This window comes from Barnesiella propionica (assembly GCF_025567045.1).
Taxonomy (GTDB): Bacteria; Bacteroidota; Bacteroidia; order Bacteroidales; family Barnesiellaceae; genus Barnesiella_B; species Barnesiella_B propionica.
The window spans coordinates 117,721-137,147 of sequence record NZ_JAOQJK010000002.1 but is presented as its reverse complement, the minus strand read 5'-3'; the positions used below and the strand labels follow the sequence as shown (position 1 = coordinate 137,147).

The 19,427-nt window shown below is 39.5% G+C and carries 20 protein-coding genes and 1 tRNA gene; 6 read left to right on the top strand and 15 right to left on the bottom strand.

The genetic code is table 11. The features are described 5' to 3' along the window. Positions 1-61 precede the first annotated feature (61 nt). From OCV73_RS03040 to panC, 3 genes are all read right to left on the bottom strand, one after another. Positions 62-1,384 (bottom strand): MATE family efflux transporter, encoded by a 1,323-nt coding sequence (locus tag OCV73_RS03040; RefSeq protein WP_147548919.1) that lies wholly within the window; start codon positions 1,382-1,384, stop codon positions 62-64. A gap of 84 nt (positions 1,385-1,468) precedes the next feature. Then, positions 1,469-1,819: an aspartate 1-decarboxylase gene (gene panD, locus OCV73_RS03035; RefSeq protein WP_147548916.1), complete on the bottom strand. Its 351-nt coding sequence runs from the start codon at positions 1,817-1,819 to the stop codon at positions 1,469-1,471. A gap of 28 nt (positions 1,820-1,847) precedes the next feature. Next, positions 1,848-2,693: a pantoate--beta-alanine ligase gene (gene panC, locus OCV73_RS03030; RefSeq protein WP_147548914.1), complete on the bottom strand. Its 846-nt coding sequence runs from the start codon at positions 2,691-2,693 to the stop codon at positions 1,848-1,850. A gap of 219 nt (positions 2,694-2,912) precedes the next feature. On the opposite strand from panC, the gene OCV73_RS03025 reads away from it, so the two are divergent. The 4 genes from OCV73_RS03025 (at position 2,913) to OCV73_RS03010 (ending at position 5,773) form a co-directional block, all read left to right on the top strand. After that, positions 2,913-3,746 carry a glycogen/starch synthase gene (locus tag OCV73_RS03025; protein ID WP_147548912.1) on the top strand — a complete coding sequence of 278 codons (834 nt, stop codon included), beginning with the start codon at positions 2,913-2,915 and terminating at the stop codon, positions 3,744-3,746. A 6-nt stretch (positions 3,747-3,752) separates the two neighbouring features. Beyond that, positions 3,753-5,144, top strand: a complete 1,392-nt coding sequence (locus OCV73_RS03020) for a DUF4270 family protein (RefSeq protein WP_147548910.1) — start codon at positions 3,753-3,755, stop codon at positions 5,142-5,144. Between the two features lie 146 nt (positions 5,145-5,290). Continuing rightward, positions 5,291-5,363: transfer RNA gene (locus OCV73_RS03015), tRNA-Thr, on the top strand. Positions 5,364-5,518: 155 nt separating this feature from the next. Beyond that, a complete protein-coding gene (locus tag OCV73_RS03010; RefSeq protein ID WP_147548908.1) occupies positions 5,519-5,773 on the top strand; it encodes a YtxH domain-containing protein in 255 nt (84 codons plus the stop codon). 119 nt (positions 5,774-5,892) lie between these two features. Here OCV73_RS03010 and OCV73_RS03005 read toward each other — a convergent pair whose 3' ends face one another. From OCV73_RS03005 to menB, 3 genes are read right to left on the bottom strand one after another with little or no spacing between them, the layout of a single operon-like run. Further along, entirely contained in the window at positions 5,893-6,933 is a 1,041-nt protein-coding gene (locus tag OCV73_RS03005) for an AMP-binding protein (RefSeq protein ID WP_147548906.1), read from the bottom strand. Next, positions 6,903-7,949 carry an o-succinylbenzoate synthase gene (locus OCV73_RS03000; RefSeq protein ID WP_147548904.1) on the bottom strand — a complete coding sequence of 349 codons (1,047 nt, stop codon included), beginning with the start codon at positions 7,947-7,949 and terminating at the stop codon, positions 6,903-6,905. The genes OCV73_RS03005 and OCV73_RS03000 overlap by 31 nt, the downstream gene beginning before the upstream one ends. Before the next feature lies 1 nt (position 7,950). Beyond that, positions 7,951-8,775, bottom strand: a complete 825-nt coding sequence (menB, locus tag OCV73_RS02995; protein ID WP_147548902.1) for a 1,4-dihydroxy-2-naphthoyl-CoA synthase — start codon at positions 8,773-8,775, stop codon at positions 7,951-7,953. A gap of 370 nt (positions 8,776-9,145) precedes the next feature. Between menB and OCV73_RS02990 the strand changes: the two genes are divergently transcribed. After that, positions 9,146-9,571: an Hsp20/alpha crystallin family protein gene (locus OCV73_RS02990; protein ID WP_262512855.1), complete on the top strand. Its 426-nt coding sequence runs from the start codon at positions 9,146-9,148 to the stop codon at positions 9,569-9,571. 190 nt (positions 9,572-9,761) lie between these two features. Next, positions 9,762-10,910: a hypothetical protein gene (locus OCV73_RS02985; protein WP_147548900.1), complete on the top strand. Its 1,149-nt coding sequence runs from the start codon at positions 9,762-9,764 to the stop codon at positions 10,908-10,910. Between the two features lie 7 nt (positions 10,911-10,917). Here the strand turns inward: OCV73_RS02985 and menD are convergent, their stop codons facing one another. From menD to OCV73_RS02940, 9 genes are all read right to left on the bottom strand, one after another. Next, a complete protein-coding gene (menD, locus tag OCV73_RS02980) occupies positions 10,918-12,603 on the bottom strand; it encodes a 2-succinyl-5-enolpyruvyl-6-hydroxy-3-cyclohexene-1-carboxylic-acid synthase (RefSeq protein ID WP_147548898.1) in 1,686 nt (561 codons plus the stop codon). Between the two features lie 9 nt (positions 12,604-12,612). Further along, positions 12,613-13,704 (bottom strand): chorismate-binding protein, encoded by a 1,092-nt coding sequence (locus tag OCV73_RS02975; RefSeq protein WP_147548896.1) that lies wholly within the window; start codon positions 13,702-13,704, stop codon positions 12,613-12,615. 7 nt (positions 13,705-13,711) lie between these two features. Beyond that, positions 13,712-15,007: a 30S ribosomal protein S12 methylthiotransferase RimO gene (gene rimO / locus OCV73_RS02970; protein WP_147548894.1), complete on the bottom strand. Its 1,296-nt coding sequence runs from the start codon at positions 15,005-15,007 to the stop codon at positions 13,712-13,714. Between the two features lie 112 nt (positions 15,008-15,119). Further along, complete coding sequence (gene ftsY / locus OCV73_RS02965) at positions 15,120-16,073, bottom strand: signal recognition particle-docking protein FtsY (protein ID WP_147548892.1); 954 nt, start codon at positions 16,071-16,073, stop codon at positions 15,120-15,122. A gap of 134 nt (positions 16,074-16,207) precedes the next feature. Continuing rightward, the gene (locus OCV73_RS02960; protein ID WP_147548890.1) at positions 16,208-16,357 is read right to left on the bottom strand and encodes a DUF4295 domain-containing protein; all 150 of its coding nucleotides are present in this window, start codon (positions 16,355-16,357) and stop codon (positions 16,208-16,210) included. Positions 16,358-16,366: 9 nt separating this feature from the next. Further along, the gene (gene rpmG, locus OCV73_RS02955; RefSeq protein WP_147548888.1) at positions 16,367-16,555 is read right to left on the bottom strand and encodes a 50S ribosomal protein L33; all 189 of its coding nucleotides are present in this window, start codon (positions 16,553-16,555) and stop codon (positions 16,367-16,369) included. Between the two features lie 20 nt (positions 16,556-16,575). After that, a complete protein-coding gene (gene rpmB, locus OCV73_RS02950) occupies positions 16,576-16,815 on the bottom strand; it encodes a 50S ribosomal protein L28 (RefSeq protein ID WP_147548886.1) in 240 nt (79 codons plus the stop codon). Positions 16,816-16,925: 110 nt separating this feature from the next. After that, the gene (locus tag OCV73_RS02945) at positions 16,926-18,182 is read right to left on the bottom strand and encodes a CinA family nicotinamide mononucleotide deamidase-related protein (protein WP_147548884.1); all 1,257 of its coding nucleotides are present in this window, start codon (positions 18,180-18,182) and stop codon (positions 16,926-16,928) included. Continuing rightward, a complete protein-coding gene (locus OCV73_RS02940; RefSeq protein ID WP_147548882.1) occupies positions 18,179-19,426 on the bottom strand; it encodes a M48 family metallopeptidase in 1,248 nt (415 codons plus the stop codon). Before OCV73_RS02940 ends, OCV73_RS02945 begins: the two co-directional genes overlap by 4 nt. Between the last annotated feature and the right edge of the window lies 1 nt (position 19,427).

Here is a 19,427-nt window from a genome sequence, read left to right as displayed (position 1 = left end):
ATCTTTTTCTTATTACCTCGATTATCTGAAAGCGCAAAAATACAAAAAAGGTTGGGATTTTCTATATTTTTTTATTACGCCAATCCGCTTTTTTAAAATAAAATATAGAAAGCAATAACATTACCCCCCAGTATACATGTTCTACTGTCCAGCAATAAGCCACATCGGAACGCAAGACAAGCACGATTACATATATTGCGGCTATATAGAACAACACAGTTATAAATTCTATAATAAACGCCATACGGGTATCACCTGTTCCTGAAACCGACTGAAACAAGATACTGCCCGGCACGGCAAATATATAAAATGAAGCCATCACATATAACGACGGCAAACTGCTATTTATAAGAAGCGTATCACCGGTATAAATGCGAAGAAACAAATCCGGGCATATATAAATAAGTCCGATTAACGGTATGACCACCATATAACACAAAACTATAACACGCCGGATAATTGGAATTACATCATACGACCGTTTCGCCCCCAGTGCATTACTCACCAACGTACAGGAAGCTACGGCAAAAGCATTTACGGGCATGAACAAAACGGTTGAAAGACTACGCACTATATTAGAGATAGCAAGAGGTCTTTCACCCAAATGCTCTACAGCAACAAAAAACAGAAACCAAGTACCTATCGTAACAAAATTCTGTATCATAGTCCATATAGAAACTTTAAGTATGCCTGCAATAACATTCATACTTTTCTCCCCAAAATGAAACAGATTGTACTTACGTGTATCCATGCATGCCAACGTATAAATTATGAAATGTAACATTGATACCGCTTCGGACAGTGAAGAAGCCAACGCAGCACCACCGATCCCCATTGCCGGAAATCCCATTTTCCCGAAAATGAGAAGATAATTCAGCATAACATTGGACAGAGTCATAATGACAGCATTCTGCATCAATACCCGGGTACGGGTTATTCCTACATAAAAAGCCCTGAACATAACTGCTACCGATGAGAAAAAAAGTCCGTAAATCCTGTAGTCCATATATTCTGCGGCAGCCCTATAAACCGACTCAGAAGAAATCAGCAAACGTAATAAGGCAGGCGCATACGATGCAACGATAAAAAATAGCAAAACTGAAAATAACTCCAAAAAAATTATTCCCTGCGACATAATCCCTCCCATACACCGATATCTTCCTTCTCCGTTACGACGGGCCATCAAAATCTGCGCACCGGTACTAAAACCGAAACACATCATATAAATTGCCAGATAAAATACTCCGGCCAGAGCAGATGCACCCAACTCCACCTCACCAACACGTCCCATAAAAGCCGTATCGGTAATATTAATAAGATTCTGCACAAACAGGCTGATCAGGATCGGATATGAAACATTCCATATCTCTTTCTTGCTAAACATAAAGTATGAATTTACAATTTAATAATAAAAAGAAACCCATCTGTAAAAGATGGGTCCCGGTTTTATTTTATAAACTTCCTTGTATTAAATAAGTTTATTCGTTGCCGTATCCGGGAAAATAACCGCTGGGGTAAACTGTTTTGCCTCTTCAAAATCCATCAGCGCATACGACATGATTATAACGATATCTCCAGGCTGGACTTTACGGGCGGCAGCTCCGTTAAGACAAATTACACCCGATCCCCGCTCGCCCTTTATCACATAAGTTTCAAATCGTTCTCCGTTATTGTTATTTACAATCGACACTTTCTCATTCGCAATGATATTGGCCGCATCCATCAGATCTTCATCGATAGTAATACTACCGATATAATTAAGATCCGCCTGAGTAACTGTCACCCGGTGTATCTTAGATTTTACTACTTCTACCAGCATACCGTTCTATTTATATTTATGAATACACTCAGTGCTTATATGATATATTATCGATCAAACGAACGTTTCCACAAAACACTGTAATACAACCCACTATATATTCAGAGTCCTCCCACGATATTACAGGGAGCAAATTATTACCATCCACAATCTCGTAATATTCCACCCGCATTTCAGGAACCGCATCGATCGTATCGGTCACGTATTTAATAGTTTCCGCTACCGTATGATCTTGCGCAAAGGTACGGCTTTTAAATAAAGTTTCTGCTATTTTAGGCGCATTTTTTCTTTGTTCGGGAGTAAGTCTTACGTTCCGGCTGCTTAATGCCAATCCGTCAGGCTCGCGGACAATGGGACATGCAACAATATGGACTTTCATCCCTAATTGCTTAACCATAGCTTTTATTACGGCTATCTGCTGAAAATCTTTCTCTCCGAAATATGCATTATCAGGTTTCACAATGTCAAAAAGCCTGCTTACGATCTGAGCCACCCCGTTAAAATGTCCCGGACGATATTTGCCCTCCATGACTTCTGCAACAGAGCCTAAATGAAAAACCCTCGTGTCCTCTTCCGGGTATATCTCTTCGACCGAAGGAGCGAACACATAAGTCACCCCCACTTCATCCAAAAGGGCACAATCCTTATCCAATGTCCGGGGATAAAGTAAAAGGTCGTTCTTATCATTAAACTGGGTAGGATTAACAAACACGCTCACCACAGAACAATCGTTAGCATCGACACAAGTTCTGGCTAGTGTTATATGTCCTTCGTGAAGAGCACCCATCGTAGGTAATAGCCCTACACGCTTTCCCTGAATTCTGGCAGAAGACATTTTCTGCTGCAGATCAGCTATTTTTGTTATTATTTCCATAGTCGTATTTAGAAAATCGGTGCAAAAGAAGTAAATAAAACCCAAACAGCGAAACTAAAGCAGGATAAAATTCATAAAATGTCGGTTGAAATCTTCGTTTAAGATACAAATAACAATAAAATAGCGATAACGACATGTTAATACTTCTAACATTTGGATATTCGAGCCGTTTTTTTTATTATCTTTGCAGAATAATTTTATTGAGATCAGAGGAATACCATAATGAAAGTTGCAAAAGTCCTATTTATTGCCCAAGAAATCACACCGTATCTACCTGAAACGGAAATATCCACCGTATGTCGCAATCTTCCCCAGGGAATCCAGGAAAGAGGACACGAAATACGGACCTTCATGCCCAAATACGGCAATATTAACGAACGTCGGAACCAACTTCACGAAGTAATCCGCTTATCCGGCATGAACCTAATCATCGATGATACAGACCATCCCTTAATTATCAAGGTTGCTTCCATACAATCGGCTCGTATGCAAGTTTATTTTATTGATAACGATGATTACTTCCAACGTTGCAATGGAGACGGAAACGAAGATGAAGACAGCCGTAGTGATAACGACGAACGCAGTATTTTCTTCGTACGGGGTGTTATGGAAACCGTAAAGAAATTACGCTGGGTACCCGATATTATTCACTGTCACGGTTGGATGACTTCGCTTACCCCGTTATATATAAAGAAAGCATACGCCGAAGATCCGTCATTCCGGGATACGAAAGTCATATTCTCTCTATACGACAGAGCATTTAAAACACCTTTTGATCCTAATTTTGCCAATAAGCTGCTACTGGACGGTATTACACCCGACGATATCAACTTTAAAGCCGGGACTCCGGTTAATACAGAAGATTTAACTAAACTCGCCATCAATTATTCCGACGGAATAATACAGGCCAGTGAAAACATCTCACCCGAGATATTGCAATACGCACAATCTACGAACGTGCCATTCCTCGGATACCAACAACCAGACTCTTATATCGACGCTTATAATGACTTCTACAATGAAGTTTGGGGTCAAGAACATCAAAACGATTAAGATACAATGAAGATTACAAGATTCTTACCTATTGCGGCTATAGCCCTATTGACATCTTGTGGAGACGATTTAAGCCAGATAGGTACTTCGGTCGATAATTCCGTTGTCAGCATTATAGATTCTACGTTTCAGGTAAGCGCACATTCCGAAATAACTAACCGGGCATCGGGACGTACTATTATACAATTGATCGGAGAGATAGATGTTCCGGGATACGGGAACCTCCGTTCCGATTTCCTCACACAATTCATGCCGGCCACGAAACTGGACACAACAACAGTTCTGGAAGAAAATATAGATTCTCTCGTACTCCATCTCAATTTCAGTATCAACTCTTTTACCGGAGATTCGCTGGCTCCCATGCAATTGAAAGTCTATCAACTTTCAAAAACATTAGAGAAACCTTTGTACACCGATATTAACCCGGACAAATATTATTCAGAGAATAATCTACTTGCTAAAAAAGCATATACGGCATCTTTCGTGAGTATGCCGGATACTCTTCAAAAACTTAAAATTAAAGCAGTAGACGTAAAGCTACCACGAGAAATGGCTCTTAATTTTTACCGGGAATACATCAATAATCCTTCAACTTACGAATCACCCAATAAATTCGCCCAGTTCTTTCCGGGCATATATGTACAAAGCAGTTACGGCAGCGGTAATGTAATAAACATACAACAAACCGTAATGGCAATGTATTACAGGAAATTCAAAACCGACGACGACGGGAAAGAATCGTTATACAACGCAAGCCAACAATTCCTGGCGGTCACCCCCGAAATCAATTCGGTAAATCATATACAATTAACGCCTGATGCTAAAATAGAAGAAGCCGTCAATAATGGAGACGTCTACATTCAGGCTCCTGTAGGATATGATGCTATTATAAATTTTCCTGCTCAAAAGATCATCGACACATACAAAAACAGATTAAAAGAAGACGGAAATGCCCAAGGTGTTCTGAATACAATATCTTTTAAAGTACCGGCATTTTCACCGGTAAAAACGAAATACGATATAGAACCGCCTCAATATTTGTTATTTATCCGTAAATCAAAAAAAGATAAATTCTTTGAAGATAAAGAATTACCGGACAATAAAAATTCTTTTTATGCAACATATAACAGTACCAAAAAAGAATATGATTTCGGTAATCTGAGAGATTATATTACGAATATCATGAAAAATAATCCTGATGGAAATGCGACAGCAGAAGACGAAGAAATAGTACTAACTCCGGTATGGGTATATACCGAAACCGTATCGAACGGTTATTCAAGTTCCGTTGTAGTGAATGAAATAATTCCTTTCGTAATGGGTCCCGCATTAGTACACCTCGATACCGAAAACATCAAGGTAAATATGATCTTCAGTGTGAAAAGTGCTTATAAATAGCCGGATATCAATATACTAAAACAATAAAAGTAACGGGAATAAAATTATTTATTCCCGTTACTTTTTATTTCAACAAAAAAGTTCCGCATTTTTTTTGTAAAAAGGTTGTTTCAACGATTAAAAAGCATTACATTTGCACCGTTTTCGCCACAATAGCTCAGTCGGTAGAGCATTTCATTCGTAACGAAAAGGTCCCGGGTTCGAGTCCCGGTCGTGGCTCATAAAAAGCCCTTTTGATTCTTTAAGATTCAAAAGGGCTTTTCATTTATTATATCATTTCTTTTAAAATAAACGAAACGATAGAACAAAGAAGCTTAATACTGCAAACTTTCAGCTATAATCATTGTATTACAATTAAACCAAATTACATGATTATGGACAAAGAAGTGAAACAAAAAGTAGATGCAGCAAAAGAAAATCTGAAAGAAGCTGCAAACATTGCTCAGGAAAAAACGAAGAACTCTATGGACAATGCTAAAGAACAGGCGAGAGAACAAACATCGGAATTAAAAGAAAAAACGAAACATGCCGTAAACGTCGCCAAAGAAAAAGGTACGGAAATAGCCGATACGGTGAAAGAAAAAGTACAGCAAGGTACCGACAGGGTAAAAGAAAAGTTCAACTCTTAAAAAGAAATAAGCATAGATGGCATTCCATCTATGCTTATTATTATACTACTCATGTAATATATATCATCATAACAACCGTTATCAGGTAAAACATCGTGCAACACATACCCGAAATAAAATCAGTGTATTTCTCTTATTATTTTGCCGGAAGCGGTTTCCCTGAAAACAGGCATATATTTTATTTCACGAGGTTGTTCATAACGTCCCAGGATATTATTCATGCATGCTCTCAATTTTTGTTCTTCCTTCTCATCCCACATTTCACCCTCCAAGACCAATACCACCTTTTGTCCTAAAAGAACATCATCAACTCCCGTTACAAAAAATCTTACCGGTATGACCGAAGCCAGCTTTTTTTCGATGGATTCGGGGAATATTTTCACTCCGCCTGAATTTATCACCCAATCAAAACGGCCTCTCCAAATAAAATGCGTTCTATCACACAATGACACGACGTCATTGGTCACAAATACTTTTTGGCTCAGATGAGGTGCGTGTATAACCAGACAATTCCTATTATCTTCCGAAAATGAAATATCTCCTAACGCAAAATAGATATTCGACCCATCATTCAGTTGTCTTAAAGCCACATGAGACACGGTTTCTGTCATACCATACGTAATATAACTGGCGACAGACAAGTTTTTCAATTTACTTTCCAACTCCTGAGAAACGGGAGCTCCTCCGATTATGAGTTTTTTTATGCGGTTTAAACGTGATTTACCAGATTCATTTTCCAGTATCTTCTGAACCTGCATGGGTACCATAGCCGCAAAATCAATCTTTTCTTCTATCTTGTCCAAGGGATGTGAAGACGGAGAGACAGTCAATAAACAAGCGCCGGAACACAAAGCCCTTACTATCATCATTTTTCCTGCAATATAATCGGGAGACAGACACAACAGCAAAACAGACGTTCGATCAATTCCAAAATAATCATTCGTGAGTTTAGCCGAAGCTTCCATATCACATTTTAGCAATTTTAATTCTTTAGGTATTCCGGTCGAACCGGAAGTATGAGCGACAATATAGGGTGAACCGTCATACCACTCCCTTAAAAAAGCAACGACTTCGGGTAAAGCAGCCTGTTCCAATTCACTCCAGGAAGTACATAAGATATGATTTACATTTATTTCCATGATTCCATCGGTAAAATCCATTCTTTCTGCGGGTCATAGGCGATAGAAGAACCGTTCTGGTATAGAGGCGATCCTATATTATTGACATATAAACCACCCGTTCCCAGACCCTGCGGCATTGTGACTGGCATCATACCTGTCCATTGAGCAATAGCATTCAAGCCAACATTAGACTCAAGCGCGGATGTCACCCACCATCCGATTCCCCGTTCCTCAGCTAACGAGATCCATTCGGACGAACCGGAAAATCCTCCGGCCAAAGCAGGCTTTAAAATAATATATGCCGGTCTGATAGTTTCCAGCAAAGCTGTTTTTTCGATCAAATCGTTTATTCCTATCAATTCTTCATCCAAAACTATAGGTACAGGAGAACGCCTGCACAGCTCCGCCATCACTTCCCATTGCCCTTGCCGAACAGGCTGCTCGATAGAGTGTAAATCATATCTCGACAACATTTGCAGCTTTTGTAAAGCTTCCGCCGGATCAAAAGCACCGTTGGCGTCCACACGCAACTCCACAGTATGTTTATCGAAACGGGAACGTATATATTGCAGCAAATCCAACTCGCTACTAAAGTCTATGGCTCCTATTTTCAATTTTATACACCGAAAGCCGGCTCTTAATTTCTCCTCAATGCGTTGCTTCATAGTCTCCCTGTCACCCATCCAGATAAGACCATTGATCTCTATCTTTTGTTTTCCTTGCACGAACTCTCCGGGAAAAATAACTCTGCGGCCACCATTTCTTAAATCGTTCAAAGCAGTTTCCAGGCCGAACCAAATAGAACTCCAATCCTTTAACGAATCTAAAGTTACGTCGTTTATACTATGGCAAACTTGTGCTAATTTAGCTTCATACTCCGGATTATCCTCCGCACTTAATCCCCGGAAAAGAGCACACTCCCCTATACCAAAAATATCGGGAGAAGCTGTCTCCCATATTTTGATAAAATACGTTTCCTTTTCACGTAAAATTCCCCTGGAAGTTCCTGAAGGTGTTTTAAACTGCAATACATAGCGTGTGAAAGCTGCCTGCATTTTATCCGGGGAATTTAGGGAATTTCTGAAAATCGGGATCTCTTTTTTCCAGGAAAGCGTTCTTTCCTTCCTGTGCCTCTTCCATCAGATAGTACATCAAAGTGGCATCTCCGGCAAATTCCATAAGACCGTGCTGCCCGTCTAGCTCGGCATTTAATGCACGTTTTATCATTCGTATAGCCATCGGGCTGCGCTGGAGTATCGTTTTACACCAATCGACAGTCTCATCTTCCAGTTTCTCAAATGGTACAACTTTATTTACCAGACCCATATCTTCTGCTTCCTTAGCAGTATATTGACGACACAAGAACCATATTTCCCGGGCTTTCTTTTGTCCCACCACACGTGCCAGATATGAAGAACCGAACCCTCCGTCGAAACTGCCTACCTTAGGGCCTGTTTGACCGAAACGGGCATTTTCGGATGCAATCGTCAAATCACACACGACATGAAGCACATGGCCACCCCCTATGGCATAGCCGTTTACCATAGCAATAACCGGCTTAGGAATAGAACGAATAGCTTTATGTAAATCCAGCACATTAAGCCGGGGTACTCCGTTTTCATCGATATAACCGCCTATTCCTTTTACTTTTTGATCTCCTCCCGAACAGAAGGCTTTATCTCCGGCACCTGTCAGAACGACAACACCGATTTCATTTCTCTCCCGGCATATCGCCATAGCATCCAGCATTTCAAAATTAGTCTGAGGACGAAAGGCATTATATACTTGCGGACGGTTTATCATAATTCTCGCTATTCCTTCAAAAAAATCAAATTTAATATCTTCATAATCTTTTATTTTCTTCCATTCTCTCGTAGCCATAATTTTATATTTAAAAGTTTGATATTTCCATTTTCAATTCTTCAAAGTTAATAAAAACCAACGATGAGTTATAATATCACAGGCAAGAATTATTCAATCGGCATTAATTCTACATACGCTTTACTTTATATTGCTGTTAAAAAAATAATTTCAATATTAAAGACTATCCACAAGTATTCATCTTTAATTTTAATATAACATGACATTTTTACACAATAAAAGACATTTTTACAGTATATATCATTTATATAGTTACAAAATGTCAGTTTTCTTATATTGGCATTGTATTTGTCTCATATCAAATGAACTAAGTTAAAAAACTCAGTTCCAATAAAACCGAATGTTTAACTAAATGATAGGAGATTAAATTATGATGCCTGTAAGAAGAACTCAGAATTGGTTACCAAGTATCTTTAATGATTTCTTTGATAACGACTGGATGGAAAGAGCCAATGCCACAGCTCCTGCTATTAACGTAATCGAAAGCGAAAACGATTATAAAATCGAATTAGCTGCTCCGGGTATGACTAAAAAAGATTTTAATGTCCACATTGACGAAGATAATAATTTAGTTATCGCCATGGAGAAAAAAGAACAAAAGAAAGAAGAGAAAAAGAACAGCCGATATCTGCGCCGGGAATTTTCATACTCTAAATTTCAACAAACAATGATATTGCCTAATGATGTTGAAAAAGACAAAATTACTGCACAAGTTGAAGATGGCGTATTGACTGTGGATATTCCTAAACGAAACGAAGAAGCGACCAAGATACAAAAATGCATTGAGGTTAAATAAGCATAACCTAAATACTTTCAGATTTGTGAGATACCTTTATAAAAAAGGTATCTCTTTTTTTATCTATTTATTATAAGTCTATGACGTTATACTCGGATTCCCAATATAAACGTTTATTTCAGCAGCCCATTATATTTCTATTCCTATTATTTTATATATATTTGTAAATATCATTCAAATATCACATATCATGCAAAACACATTTCTAAGATTCTTACTATTAATTTCTCTTCTTTTATTTTTCTTTCCTGTTCACACACAAACGAATGAGACTGACGTAAAAAAATGGAAAAGCGGAAAACTCTCTCAAGAAGATTTTAAAGGTCAAAACACATTCAAAGGAATACCATCTAAAGACTCCATCAGATTGGAAATAACCAATGGAAAAGAAAAATATAATGGAATCACATATAAATACTATAAAGTAGAAAACCTGTTCGACCGGAAAAACTCATATATCACCGATTCAGCAAATATAAATGCCATACGCTTTGCCCAACTGAATTATGACTTGCTCGAAGTATACAGAAGGTTTATACAACAACAGTTGTTTGCAGGTAACTATAACATGATTGCAGACTACAAGTATGTACTGGATGATTTTGAAAAACAAAAAAAGATTATAGATGAAGAAACAAAAAACGGTCTAAATGAGAATCGTTTAGAAGAATGGGAATTATATGTGAATAAAGCCCTGGTAGAGAATCCGGAGCCTGTATTACAAAAAACATTTAAACGTAAATTCAATGTAAGTGTATATCTCGGAGGAAGCTATATCATCCCGACCGGAGATATAGGAAAATTATATAACGCTGCACCATGTCTGAATTTGGGTTTTGAACTTGGTTGGCAACGGATATATTTAATGTTCGATTATAATATAGGAAATGCGACTCCAAAAGAAGATATACTTTTATTATATGACGGCAGCAACAAAATATGGGAAAGAGGAAAAAACCTTCAATATTTAAATGGTATGTTCTCCCTGGCTTACGAAATTTATTCTACTCCCAGGTTCGCACTTATCCCGTTTGCAGGGTATAACGGCTCAACATATTCCAAAAAATATAAGAATGAAGATAAATATATGATTCTTAAAAACGAAAGTAACAGCTGGAATGCAGGATTATGTTTTGATTTCAGATTTAAAAACATCTACAATTTCAGAGCAGCACAATCTTTTATTTTACGCAATGCAGGAGGAGAAAACGACATATACTCTATCCGTACCAAAATATTCATTACAGGAACAAATTACAAATCGGATATAAATATCGGAGGTTCTCAAATAGGCATATCTTTAGCCTTACACATCAACGCCGGTATATTAAAACGATAAGACGGCTTTATCGGGGACGACGACGGAAATACCCGCGAAGCACTACACTGTTTTCTACACGGGGAGTTTCTACTGCGAGAATAGCCGGAGACTTATCTTCTGCAAAAAACACAGGAAGCAACGACTTCAATTCTTCCTCATTCGAGGCCCGAAAAAAACGATATCCGAATAATGCAGCATATCCCTCTACCGGAATATCTCTGGCTACTTCGAAACATTCTTCCAATTCTTTCAGATCGCTCGGTCCCTTAATAAAACGGAATATTCCACCTCCGCCATTACACATTACGATAATTTTAAAACGAGGGGAATTATAAGAAGAGGCTAAACCGTTAACGTCATATGTAAAACTCATATCTCCCGTAATAAGAAGAGTCGTCCCTTCATATACACAGGAAGCTCCCAATGCCGTAGACGTAGAACCGTCTATACCGCTCACACCGCGATTTGCATCGGCCCTTGATACCTGTTCACACGGGAAAAGCTGTGCATACCGCACCGAAGTTCCGTTGGATAGTTGTAAAGCCGTACCTTGCGGTATTGCCGGCAAAATAAGAGAAAATGCTTTCAAATCGCACCATCCGACTCCCGAAACATACGAATCATGCAGACGAGTTGCCAAAGAGGCTTGTCTATGCCAGTTCACCGAATAATCGCTCTCTGGAGAAACGACTGTTTTACTCAATCGCTCCAAAGCGGAAGAAGCATTTACAGTTACCTGCCGGGTAATACATTGCATCGTATCGATAAGAAATTCACTTTTACTGAAATACCAGTGATATTTCGGAGGATTATCCCTCAAATATTTTTTTATGATACGAGAGACCAATGCTCCTCCCAGCGTAATCAGCAAATCGGGAGCTAATGATTTTTTTTCTTCCCGGGTTGTGACCGAAAGCACCCTGTCTATCGTAGAGATAAAACGTTCATCTTTCAGGTTCGCTATACTTTCTGTAAATACAATCGTATTATCCAGACCGGCTAAAGCAGAAAGCGCCGTATTCAGCTCCTTATCCGGCGATCCGAATGCCGCAATGATCATAACCCTACCGGCCGAAGAATATTCCTGTGTCATTTGGGATAAATCCCATTCGCTTAATACTGATTCCGGTTCCGTAACTATTACATTCCTGGAGCTTATTTTTTCGCAAAACCGCACCTCACATAAAGGCTCTCTCAACGGCACGTTAATATGCACAGGACCTTTTTCTCCTCTTACAGCATAATTCAACGCATCATTCACCATACGATTGATATACCAGCGTTCTTCTTCTCCAAAAACAGCCGTCGGAAAAGTACATACTCTTTTAACAAGAGGACGTAAGGCATCTTGCTGCCTTATCGTCTGGCTATCATTCTGGTCTATCCATTCAACCGGACGGTCGGCAGAGATCACGATAAGAGGTAAATGCTGATAATAAGCTTCGGCTACAGCAGGAGCGTAATTGAGCAATGCACTGCCCGAAGTACATATCAAAGCAACCGGTTCACCTGTTTGCTGGCACATTCCCAAAGCCATAAAAGCAGCGCTCCTCTCATCCACCATCACATAATGCTCTATCTCACGGGTACGGGCAAAGGCTACGAGTAAAGGAGCGTTTCGTGAACCCGGAGAAAGCACGGCACGTCTAACTCCTTTTTTTACCAGTAAATCAACCAGTATAAGACAAGCCTCTTTATCTGTCGTTTCCATACTTATTCTTTATTTTATCATATCCAGTAATGTACGGGACTTAGCAACCGTCTCGTTCCATTCGGACAACGGTTCCGATTGAGCAGTGATACCACCACCGATATAAAGGCGTACCTGATGACGGTTAAATTCCATACTGCGCAAATTCACAAATAAATCGAAACATCCGTTACCATGCAAAGGTCCCAGATATCCACCGTAATATCTTCTGTCGTGGCACTCCTGTTCCAGAATCAGCCTTATTGCTTCATCTTTCGGAAATCCGCCTACGGCGGGAGTAGGATGCAAAGCACCTACCAAAGCTGCAGCTTGTTCAAAAGAAAGCTCCGTATATCCTTTAAAAGTAGTACATAGATGCTCCACAGGACCAGCATTACGGGAAAAGGGGCCCTCCACCTCCGGAGTAATTCCAATATCAGTAATAGCTTTATATATATAATCGGTTACGATACGTTGTTCTTCCAGTTCTTTTTCTCCCCATTCTCCTTTTGTACCGGTTTTTCTTGTACCGGCAAGAGCCATTGTAAAAAATCCTGTTTCGTTTTTTGAAAAGAAAGTTTCGGGTGTAGCTCCTATCCAACTGTATTTACCTGTGGAGACCAGAAAAACAAAAGCTTCCGGATATTGTTCTGCAAGCCGGAAAAACAAAGGTACCACATCGTCATATATAGCTTTATTCAACGTGATCGTCCGTGAAAGAACGGCTTTATTCAGTTTTCCCTGACGCATATACGAGGTCATGTTTTCAATCTGCCGGCGATACATTTCAAACGCGACATCTGTTACAGAAAAGCAACTGTCTTCCTGGAAAAAACTTTTATCCGATAGTGCTTTTAAATCTAATGTCCGTTTTTGTAAAGTATTTATTTCTCCTCTAATAAAAACAGGAACATCAGAACCATGCATATTGAACGGAACTAATAAAAAACCTTCTTGCAAAAACGCTTCTGCGGAGCTAGGACAAGATACATCATTTCCCGAAATTTGCGCTCCGAAAACCATCTCTTCACCAGGTTTTCTATAAGAAAAAAAAGGAATATTCCCCGCTAAACAATGACTCTGGGCTTCCGCAATTACATGTTGAATATCTATAAATTCCATATCTATATCAGACTAACTCGGCTATAAGTTCGAATGGCATTGCATCTGTTATTCTCACTTTATAAAACTCGCCTATGTTTAAAGGTGTATCTTTTGAAATAAGCACTTCGGGATCCACCTCAGGAGAATCATACTCAGTACGGCCTACATAATAATCATCTTCTTCGCGATCTACTATCACTTGCAGAACTTCCCCTATTTTCCCTGTATTTATTTCAGCCGCGATGCTTTCCTGTAACTCCATAAGTTCATCCAGACGAGCCCGTTTCACATCTTCCGGTATATCATCGGTATAATGTCTGGCCGAAAATGTACCTTCTTCCTCTGAATAAGTGAAAGCCCCCATCCTTTCAAAACGCATATCTTTTACAAATTGTTTCAATTCTTCGAAATCAGCCCCGGTCTCACCCGGATGTCCTACCATAAGCGTTGTACGGATATGTATTCCGGGAACTTCCCTCCGTATGCGTTCCAGCAACTCATAAGTTTCCTTACGGGTCACATGACGGTGCATTTTATCCAGCATATTATCACTGACATGTTGTAATGCAATATCAAGATATTTACAGACATTCTTATGTTTCTTCATGACAGGTAACAAATCATAAGGAAATTGAGACGGATATGCATAATGCAGCCGTATCCAGCCTACTCCGGGAATAGAGGCCATTCGGTCGATAAGTTCCGGTAATTTCAGTTCCTTATACAGGTCAAGTCCGTAATAAGAGAGGTCTTGTGCTATCACCTGAAATTCCTTCACTCCTTGAGAGACCAACAATTCGACTTCTTCAAGAATCTTTTCCATCGGATATGAAACATAACGTCCGGTAATTATAGGAATGGCGCAATAAGAACAAAAACGGTTACAGCCCTCTGCAATTTTGATATATGCATAATGCGGAGGCGTAGTAAGTACACGTTCCAAATCATAGCGCTCGTCATATGTTTTTCCCAAATCGGAAAGAAGATCTTTCCAGTCGAACTTTCCATAGAATTTATCAACTTCGGGTATTTCCGTTTCCAAATCCTTCCGGTAGCGTTCGGCCAGACACCCCATTACATAAAGTTTACGTATTTTACGTTTTGCTTTCTTGTCTACCAGAGCCAAAATCATATTAACCGACTCTTCCTTAGCATCACCAATAAAACCGCAAGTATTCACCACCACAATCTCTCCCGTCACTCTTGCAGCGTCATGCCTCACTTCGTAACCTGCTACCGCGAACTGCCGCATTAAATGTTCCGAATCCACCAGATTTTTGGAACACCCTAATGTAATAATATCTATTCTGTTTTTTACCATATTTCTTTATATATAAAAAGCACGAATCCATACTACTGCCGGTGTAAAAAACTCCGTAACAGTCTTATGAGTGCGTGCCTGAACTATACCTCCGGTATAAATCCGGTCCGATTCAATCCCCGAAAAGAGAATCTACGAATTCCTGACGGCGAAAAACCTGCAGGTCTTCCATACCCTCTCCCAGTCCTATATATTTAACGGGCATTTTAAAATGATCCGATATACCTATTACCACTCCTCCCTTTGCCGTACCGTCCAGTTTGGTTATTGCCAAAGCATTCACTTCAGTAGCTGCTGTAAATTGTTTAGCCTGTTCGAAAGCATTCTGTCCTGTCGAACCGTCAAGAACCAATAATACTTCATGAGGAGCACCCGGAACGACTTTCTCCATAACATTTTTTATCTTGGTCAGCTCATTCATCAAATTCACTTTATTGTGAAGACGACCGGCTGTGTCTATAATTACGACATCGGCATTATTTGCCTTCGCCGAACTAAGCGCATCATAGGCAACGGAAGCCGGATCGGCTCCCATTTTTTGTTTTATCACCGGTACTCCTACCCGTTCTCCCCATATAACCAATTGTTCTACAGCAGCAGCCCTGAAAGTATCAGCCGCACCTAAATATACGCTATTTCCATTTTTCTTATATTGGTATGCCAGTTTCCCAATAGTAGTAGTTTTACCTACACCGTTCACTCCGACGACCATAATAACATAAGGCTTCTTGTCTTGCGGTACTGTAAATTCACTCTCGTCCGTCCCGCTATTCTCAGTAAGCAGTGCAGTAATCTCTTCTCTTAAAAGAGCTTTCAGTTCACTGGTACTCACATATTTATCGCGGGCCACTCTCTTCTCAATCCGTTCTATTATCCGCAAAGTCGTATCGACTCCAACATCGGAAGTAATCAGAACTTCTTCAAGATCGTCCAGTATATCGTCATCAACTTTTGATTTACCGGCAACTATCCGGGCCAGTTTAGAAAAAACGCCTTCTTTTGTTTTAGAAAGACCTTTATCCAAAGTCTCTTTTTTTTCTTTTGAAAAAAAGCTGAACAATCCCATGATCTACAATATTTATCAAAATTAGAAATAGCGAAATATTCGCAATGCAAAGCTATAAATTTATTATGTTAAAAAAAAACTTCCCCGCACATTTCGTGTGAGAAAGTTTTTTCATATCGTTTAAAGTAAAATTCTTACTTAAGAGAGTCTTTAACTGCGTCATTAGGAACCATTTCTTCTTGAAAAATATAAGCTCCTGTTTTAGGTGATTTCACCATTTTAATTACCTTAGAATAGGTACGGCCTTCGCCTTTCTGCAATGATGCAACTGTTTTCTTTGCCATGGTTCAAGCTTATTTAATTTCTTTGTGAATAGTTACTTTTTTCAGAATCGGGTTATATTTTTTCAATTCCAATCTCTCTGTGGTATTTTTTCTGTTTTTGGTGGTAATGTATCTTGACGTGCCGGGCATACCACTTGTTTTGTGCTCCGTACATTCAAGGATAACTTGTACTCTATTACCTTTAGCTTTCTTTGCCATTTTTCTAACTCTCTTCTAAATTATGCGTTTAAATAACCTTTTCCGGCTGCTTGTTTCAAAGCAGCATCCAAGCCTAACTTGTTGATGGTACGAAGACCAGCAGCTGAAATAGTCAGGCTAATCCAGCAATTCTGTTCTACCCAAAAGAACTTTTTAGTAAACAGGTTGACATTAAATTTTCTTTTCGTTCTTCTCTTGGAGTGCGAAACGTTGTTGCCAACCAAAGCTTTTTTTCCTGTAATTTGACAAATCTTTGACATCGCTATCTTTATTTTTTTATTAATTTCATACTGCTTTCACAAACAGAGTGCAAAGTAAATGATTTTGTAAATACGTTCCAAATTTTAGAACGGTAAAATTCAAAATATATTTATTTTTGGAGATGTTCTTCCGTAAGAAATTTAATCATTCTAAGCATGGCAGCACTTGTCGCACGCTCTATATTGTATTCTCTGGTACTGGCAAAACGGAACTCTTCCGAGACTACATCCGAACCAATACAACAAGCTATCCATACCATACCTACCGGTTTCTCAGGTGTTCCTCCGCCGGGACCCGCAATGCCCGACGTAGCGATAGAACAAGAAGTATTCAATACCCGGCACGCTCCTAAAGCCATTTGTTCCACTACTTCACGGCTCACGGCTCCGGCTCTTTCCAAAGAAACAGGACTTACGCCTAATACATGTTCCTTTATTTCATTAGCATAAGAAACCACACTTCCTTTATAATAAGCAGAACTACCGGGTATCCGTGTTATTTCATGCGCTATGTTACCTCCGGTACAACTTTCGGCTGTAGCCAAAGTCATATTCTTACGTAATAATATGAGCCCTAATGCTCCCGCCAGCGACGTATCTTCATTACAAAATACATCGTCTCCTATCAGCCTGTTAAGTTTACAAGCTTGCTCATCCAATATTTTTTTCAATTCTTCTTCATCGGTTCCCCGGGCCGTCAATCTCAATCTTATCACTCCGGGAGCAGGCAGATATGCCAATTTTACACAAGATGGCAACGCAGATTCAAAGTCTGTCAGAAAACCCGCCAGTCTGGATTCCGTATAATTTTTTACCAGACAAGTATAATGAAGTATCGCCGAATCCAGACAAAAGCGTGCACGCAGCCTGGGAATTACTTCACCAATCATAACTGCTTTCATTTCAAAAGGAACTCCCGGCATGGAAACCAGAACTTTCCCTTCTTTTTCGAACCACATGACAGGGGCGGTACCCACTTCATTCTGTATTACGGTGCAAACGTCCGGAACATAAGCCTGATCATGAGTAAGTACATTCATAGGAATATTACGTAGCCGGAACAGCCTTTCAATATTAATAAGTACCGATTCGTCCAGTACAAGTTTTCCACCGAAATACTCGCATAATGTCTGTTTGGTTATATCATCCTTGGTCGGTCCCAAGCCTCCTGTTACCAGAACAACATCCACCCGGGAAAAAGCCTGGTCGAACGCAGATACCATTTCTTCTTTGCGATCACGAACCGTAGTAATTTCAGTTACCTCCCATCCTATTTTATTCATTTCACGAGCGATCCAGTTGGAATTGGTATCAATCACTTGCCCGATCAGCAACTCATCTCCTATAACAACAATTTCGACATTCATAGCAAATCCTTTCTTTTATTTAAATTAGCCATACGTTGTAAAAGCGTAGGATGCGAATAATAAAACCATACATATCGTTTATCAGGGGTCAAATTAGTCAGCGACTTCACCGATATTTTTTTTAATCCTTCTATCAGGGGAACTGCCAGACCACAAGATGCGGCATAAAGATCGGCAGCGTATTCAGCCCGGCGTGTCATACTATTAATCACAAGCCCCGTCACCAGGCTCACTGGCGTATATAACAAAGAAAACGCAACCAACGAAAGCATAAACGATGACTCCCGGCTTCCCAAAGCTCCGGCCAAATAAGTATTATCGATTGTCAAAGAAAAAAGAAAAAACAATAACAACACATTAAATATCGAAAGACTCCACATCTTCAATGTATCATTATGCTTACAATGTCCCATCTCATGGGCAAGAACGGCAACTATTTCATGAACCGAAAAATCCTGTATAAGCGTATCATATAATACGATTCTTTTAGTAGCGCCCCAGCCGCTAAAATAAGCATTGGCTTTGGTAGACCGACGCGAACCGTCTATCACATATATATCATGAATCTGAAAACCTGCTTCAGAGGCAAAGTCTTCTATAGCATTACGCAATTCCCCGGACTCTAAAGGAGTCTGTTTATTAAAAACCGGAACTATCCACTGCGAATAAAAAAGGCTCATGAAAGTGAGCACCAGCATGACGGCACAGCAAGCCGAAATCCAGAACATCTGACCGAATATCTCATATAAATATACGGTAAGTCCCAATAGCATGCCTCCTATCAAAGCCGTCAATAATAAAGATTTGATTTTATCCAGAATAAAAGTACATTTTGTCATTCGGTTGAATCCGAAACGTTCTTCAATAACAAAAGTTTCATACCATTCCACCGGCAAACTTATCAATTCGCTTCCCAAACCTACGATCCCGAAAAACACTAAAGCCGACAAAACAGGCGAAGATGTTATTTCCAGACTTTTGCCGTTCAGCCATCCGAAAAATCCGATACACAGCAATATTACTGTAAGTATCCACATGAGCGTAGAAGTAACACTTCCGAAGCGATTATTCACCTTGAAATAATCTTGTTGCCGTGCATACTGTTCTTTGTCATAAAATCCGGCAAGAAGCTCAGGAAGTTCCTGAGAAGCCGCTCTACGGTTACATAATGACAAATATTGGGACAAAAGATATTCGCCTGTCACAATAAAAATTATTATCCAGAACAGAGCATTATATTCCATT

What these genes read in the sequence shown, in the direction of transcription:
- OCV73_RS03040 (WP_147548919.1), bottom strand. Translation starts at nt 1,384, where the DNA reads ATGTTTAGCAAGAAAGAGATATGGAATGTTTCATATCCGATCCTGATC.
- panD (WP_147548916.1), bottom strand. Translation starts at nt 1,819, where the DNA reads ATGCTGGTAGAAGTAGTAAAATCTAAGATACACCGGGTGACAGTTACT.
- panC (WP_147548914.1), bottom strand. Translation starts at nt 2,693, where the DNA reads ATGGAAATAATAACAAAAATAGCTGATCTGCAGCAGAAAATGTCTTCT.
- OCV73_RS03020 (WP_147548910.1), top strand. Translation starts at nt 3,753, where the DNA reads ATGAAGATTACAAGATTCTTACCTATTGCGGCTATAGCCCTATTGACA.
- OCV73_RS03010 (WP_147548908.1), top strand. Translation starts at nt 5,519, where the DNA reads ATGGACAAAGAAGTGAAACAAAAAGTAGATGCAGCAAAAGAAAATCTG.
- OCV73_RS03005 (WP_147548906.1), bottom strand. Translation starts at nt 6,933, where the DNA reads ATGGATTTTACCGATGGAATCATGGAAATAAATGTAAATCATATCTTA.
- OCV73_RS03000 (WP_147548904.1), bottom strand. Translation starts at nt 7,949, where the DNA reads ATGCAGGCAGCTTTCACACGCTATGTATTGCAGTTTAAAACACCTTCA.
- menB (WP_147548902.1), bottom strand. Translation starts at nt 8,775, where the DNA reads ATGGCTACGAGAGAATGGAAGAAAATAAAAGATTATGAAGATATTAAA.
- OCV73_RS02990 (WP_262512855.1), top strand. Translation starts at nt 9,146, where the DNA reads ATGATGCCTGTAAGAAGAACTCAGAATTGGTTACCAAGTATCTTTAAT.
- OCV73_RS02985 (WP_147548900.1), top strand. Translation starts at nt 9,762, where the DNA reads ATGCAAAACACATTTCTAAGATTCTTACTATTAATTTCTCTTCTTTTA.
- menD (WP_147548898.1), bottom strand. Translation starts at nt 12,603, where the DNA reads ATGGAAACGACAGATAAAGAGGCTTGTCTTATACTGGTTGATTTACTG.
- OCV73_RS02975 (WP_147548896.1), bottom strand. Translation starts at nt 13,704, where the DNA reads ATGGAATTTATAGATATTCAACATGTAATTGCGGAAGCCCAGAGTCAT.
- rimO (WP_147548894.1), bottom strand. Translation starts at nt 15,007, where the DNA reads ATGGTAAAAAACAGAATAGATATTATTACATTAGGGTGTTCCAAAAAT.
- ftsY (WP_147548892.1), bottom strand. Translation starts at nt 16,073, where the DNA reads ATGGGATTGTTCAGCTTTTTTTCAAAAGAAAAAAAAGAGACTTTGGAT.
- OCV73_RS02960 (WP_147548890.1), bottom strand. Translation starts at nt 16,357, where the DNA reads ATGGCAAAGAAAACAGTTGCATCATTGCAGAAAGGCGAAGGCCGTACC.
- rpmG (WP_147548888.1), bottom strand. Translation starts at nt 16,555, where the DNA reads ATGGCAAAGAAAGCTAAAGGTAATAGAGTACAAGTTATCCTTGAATGT.
- rpmB (WP_147548886.1), bottom strand. Translation starts at nt 16,815, where the DNA reads ATGTCAAAGATTTGTCAAATTACAGGAAAAAAAGCTTTGGTTGGCAAC.
- OCV73_RS02945 (WP_147548884.1), bottom strand. Translation starts at nt 18,182, where the DNA reads ATGAATGTCGAAATTGTTGTTATAGGAGATGAGTTGCTGATCGGGCAA.
- OCV73_RS02940 (WP_147548882.1), bottom strand. Translation starts at nt 19,426, where the DNA reads ATGGAATATAATGCTCTGTTCTGGATAATAATTTTTATTGTGACAGGC.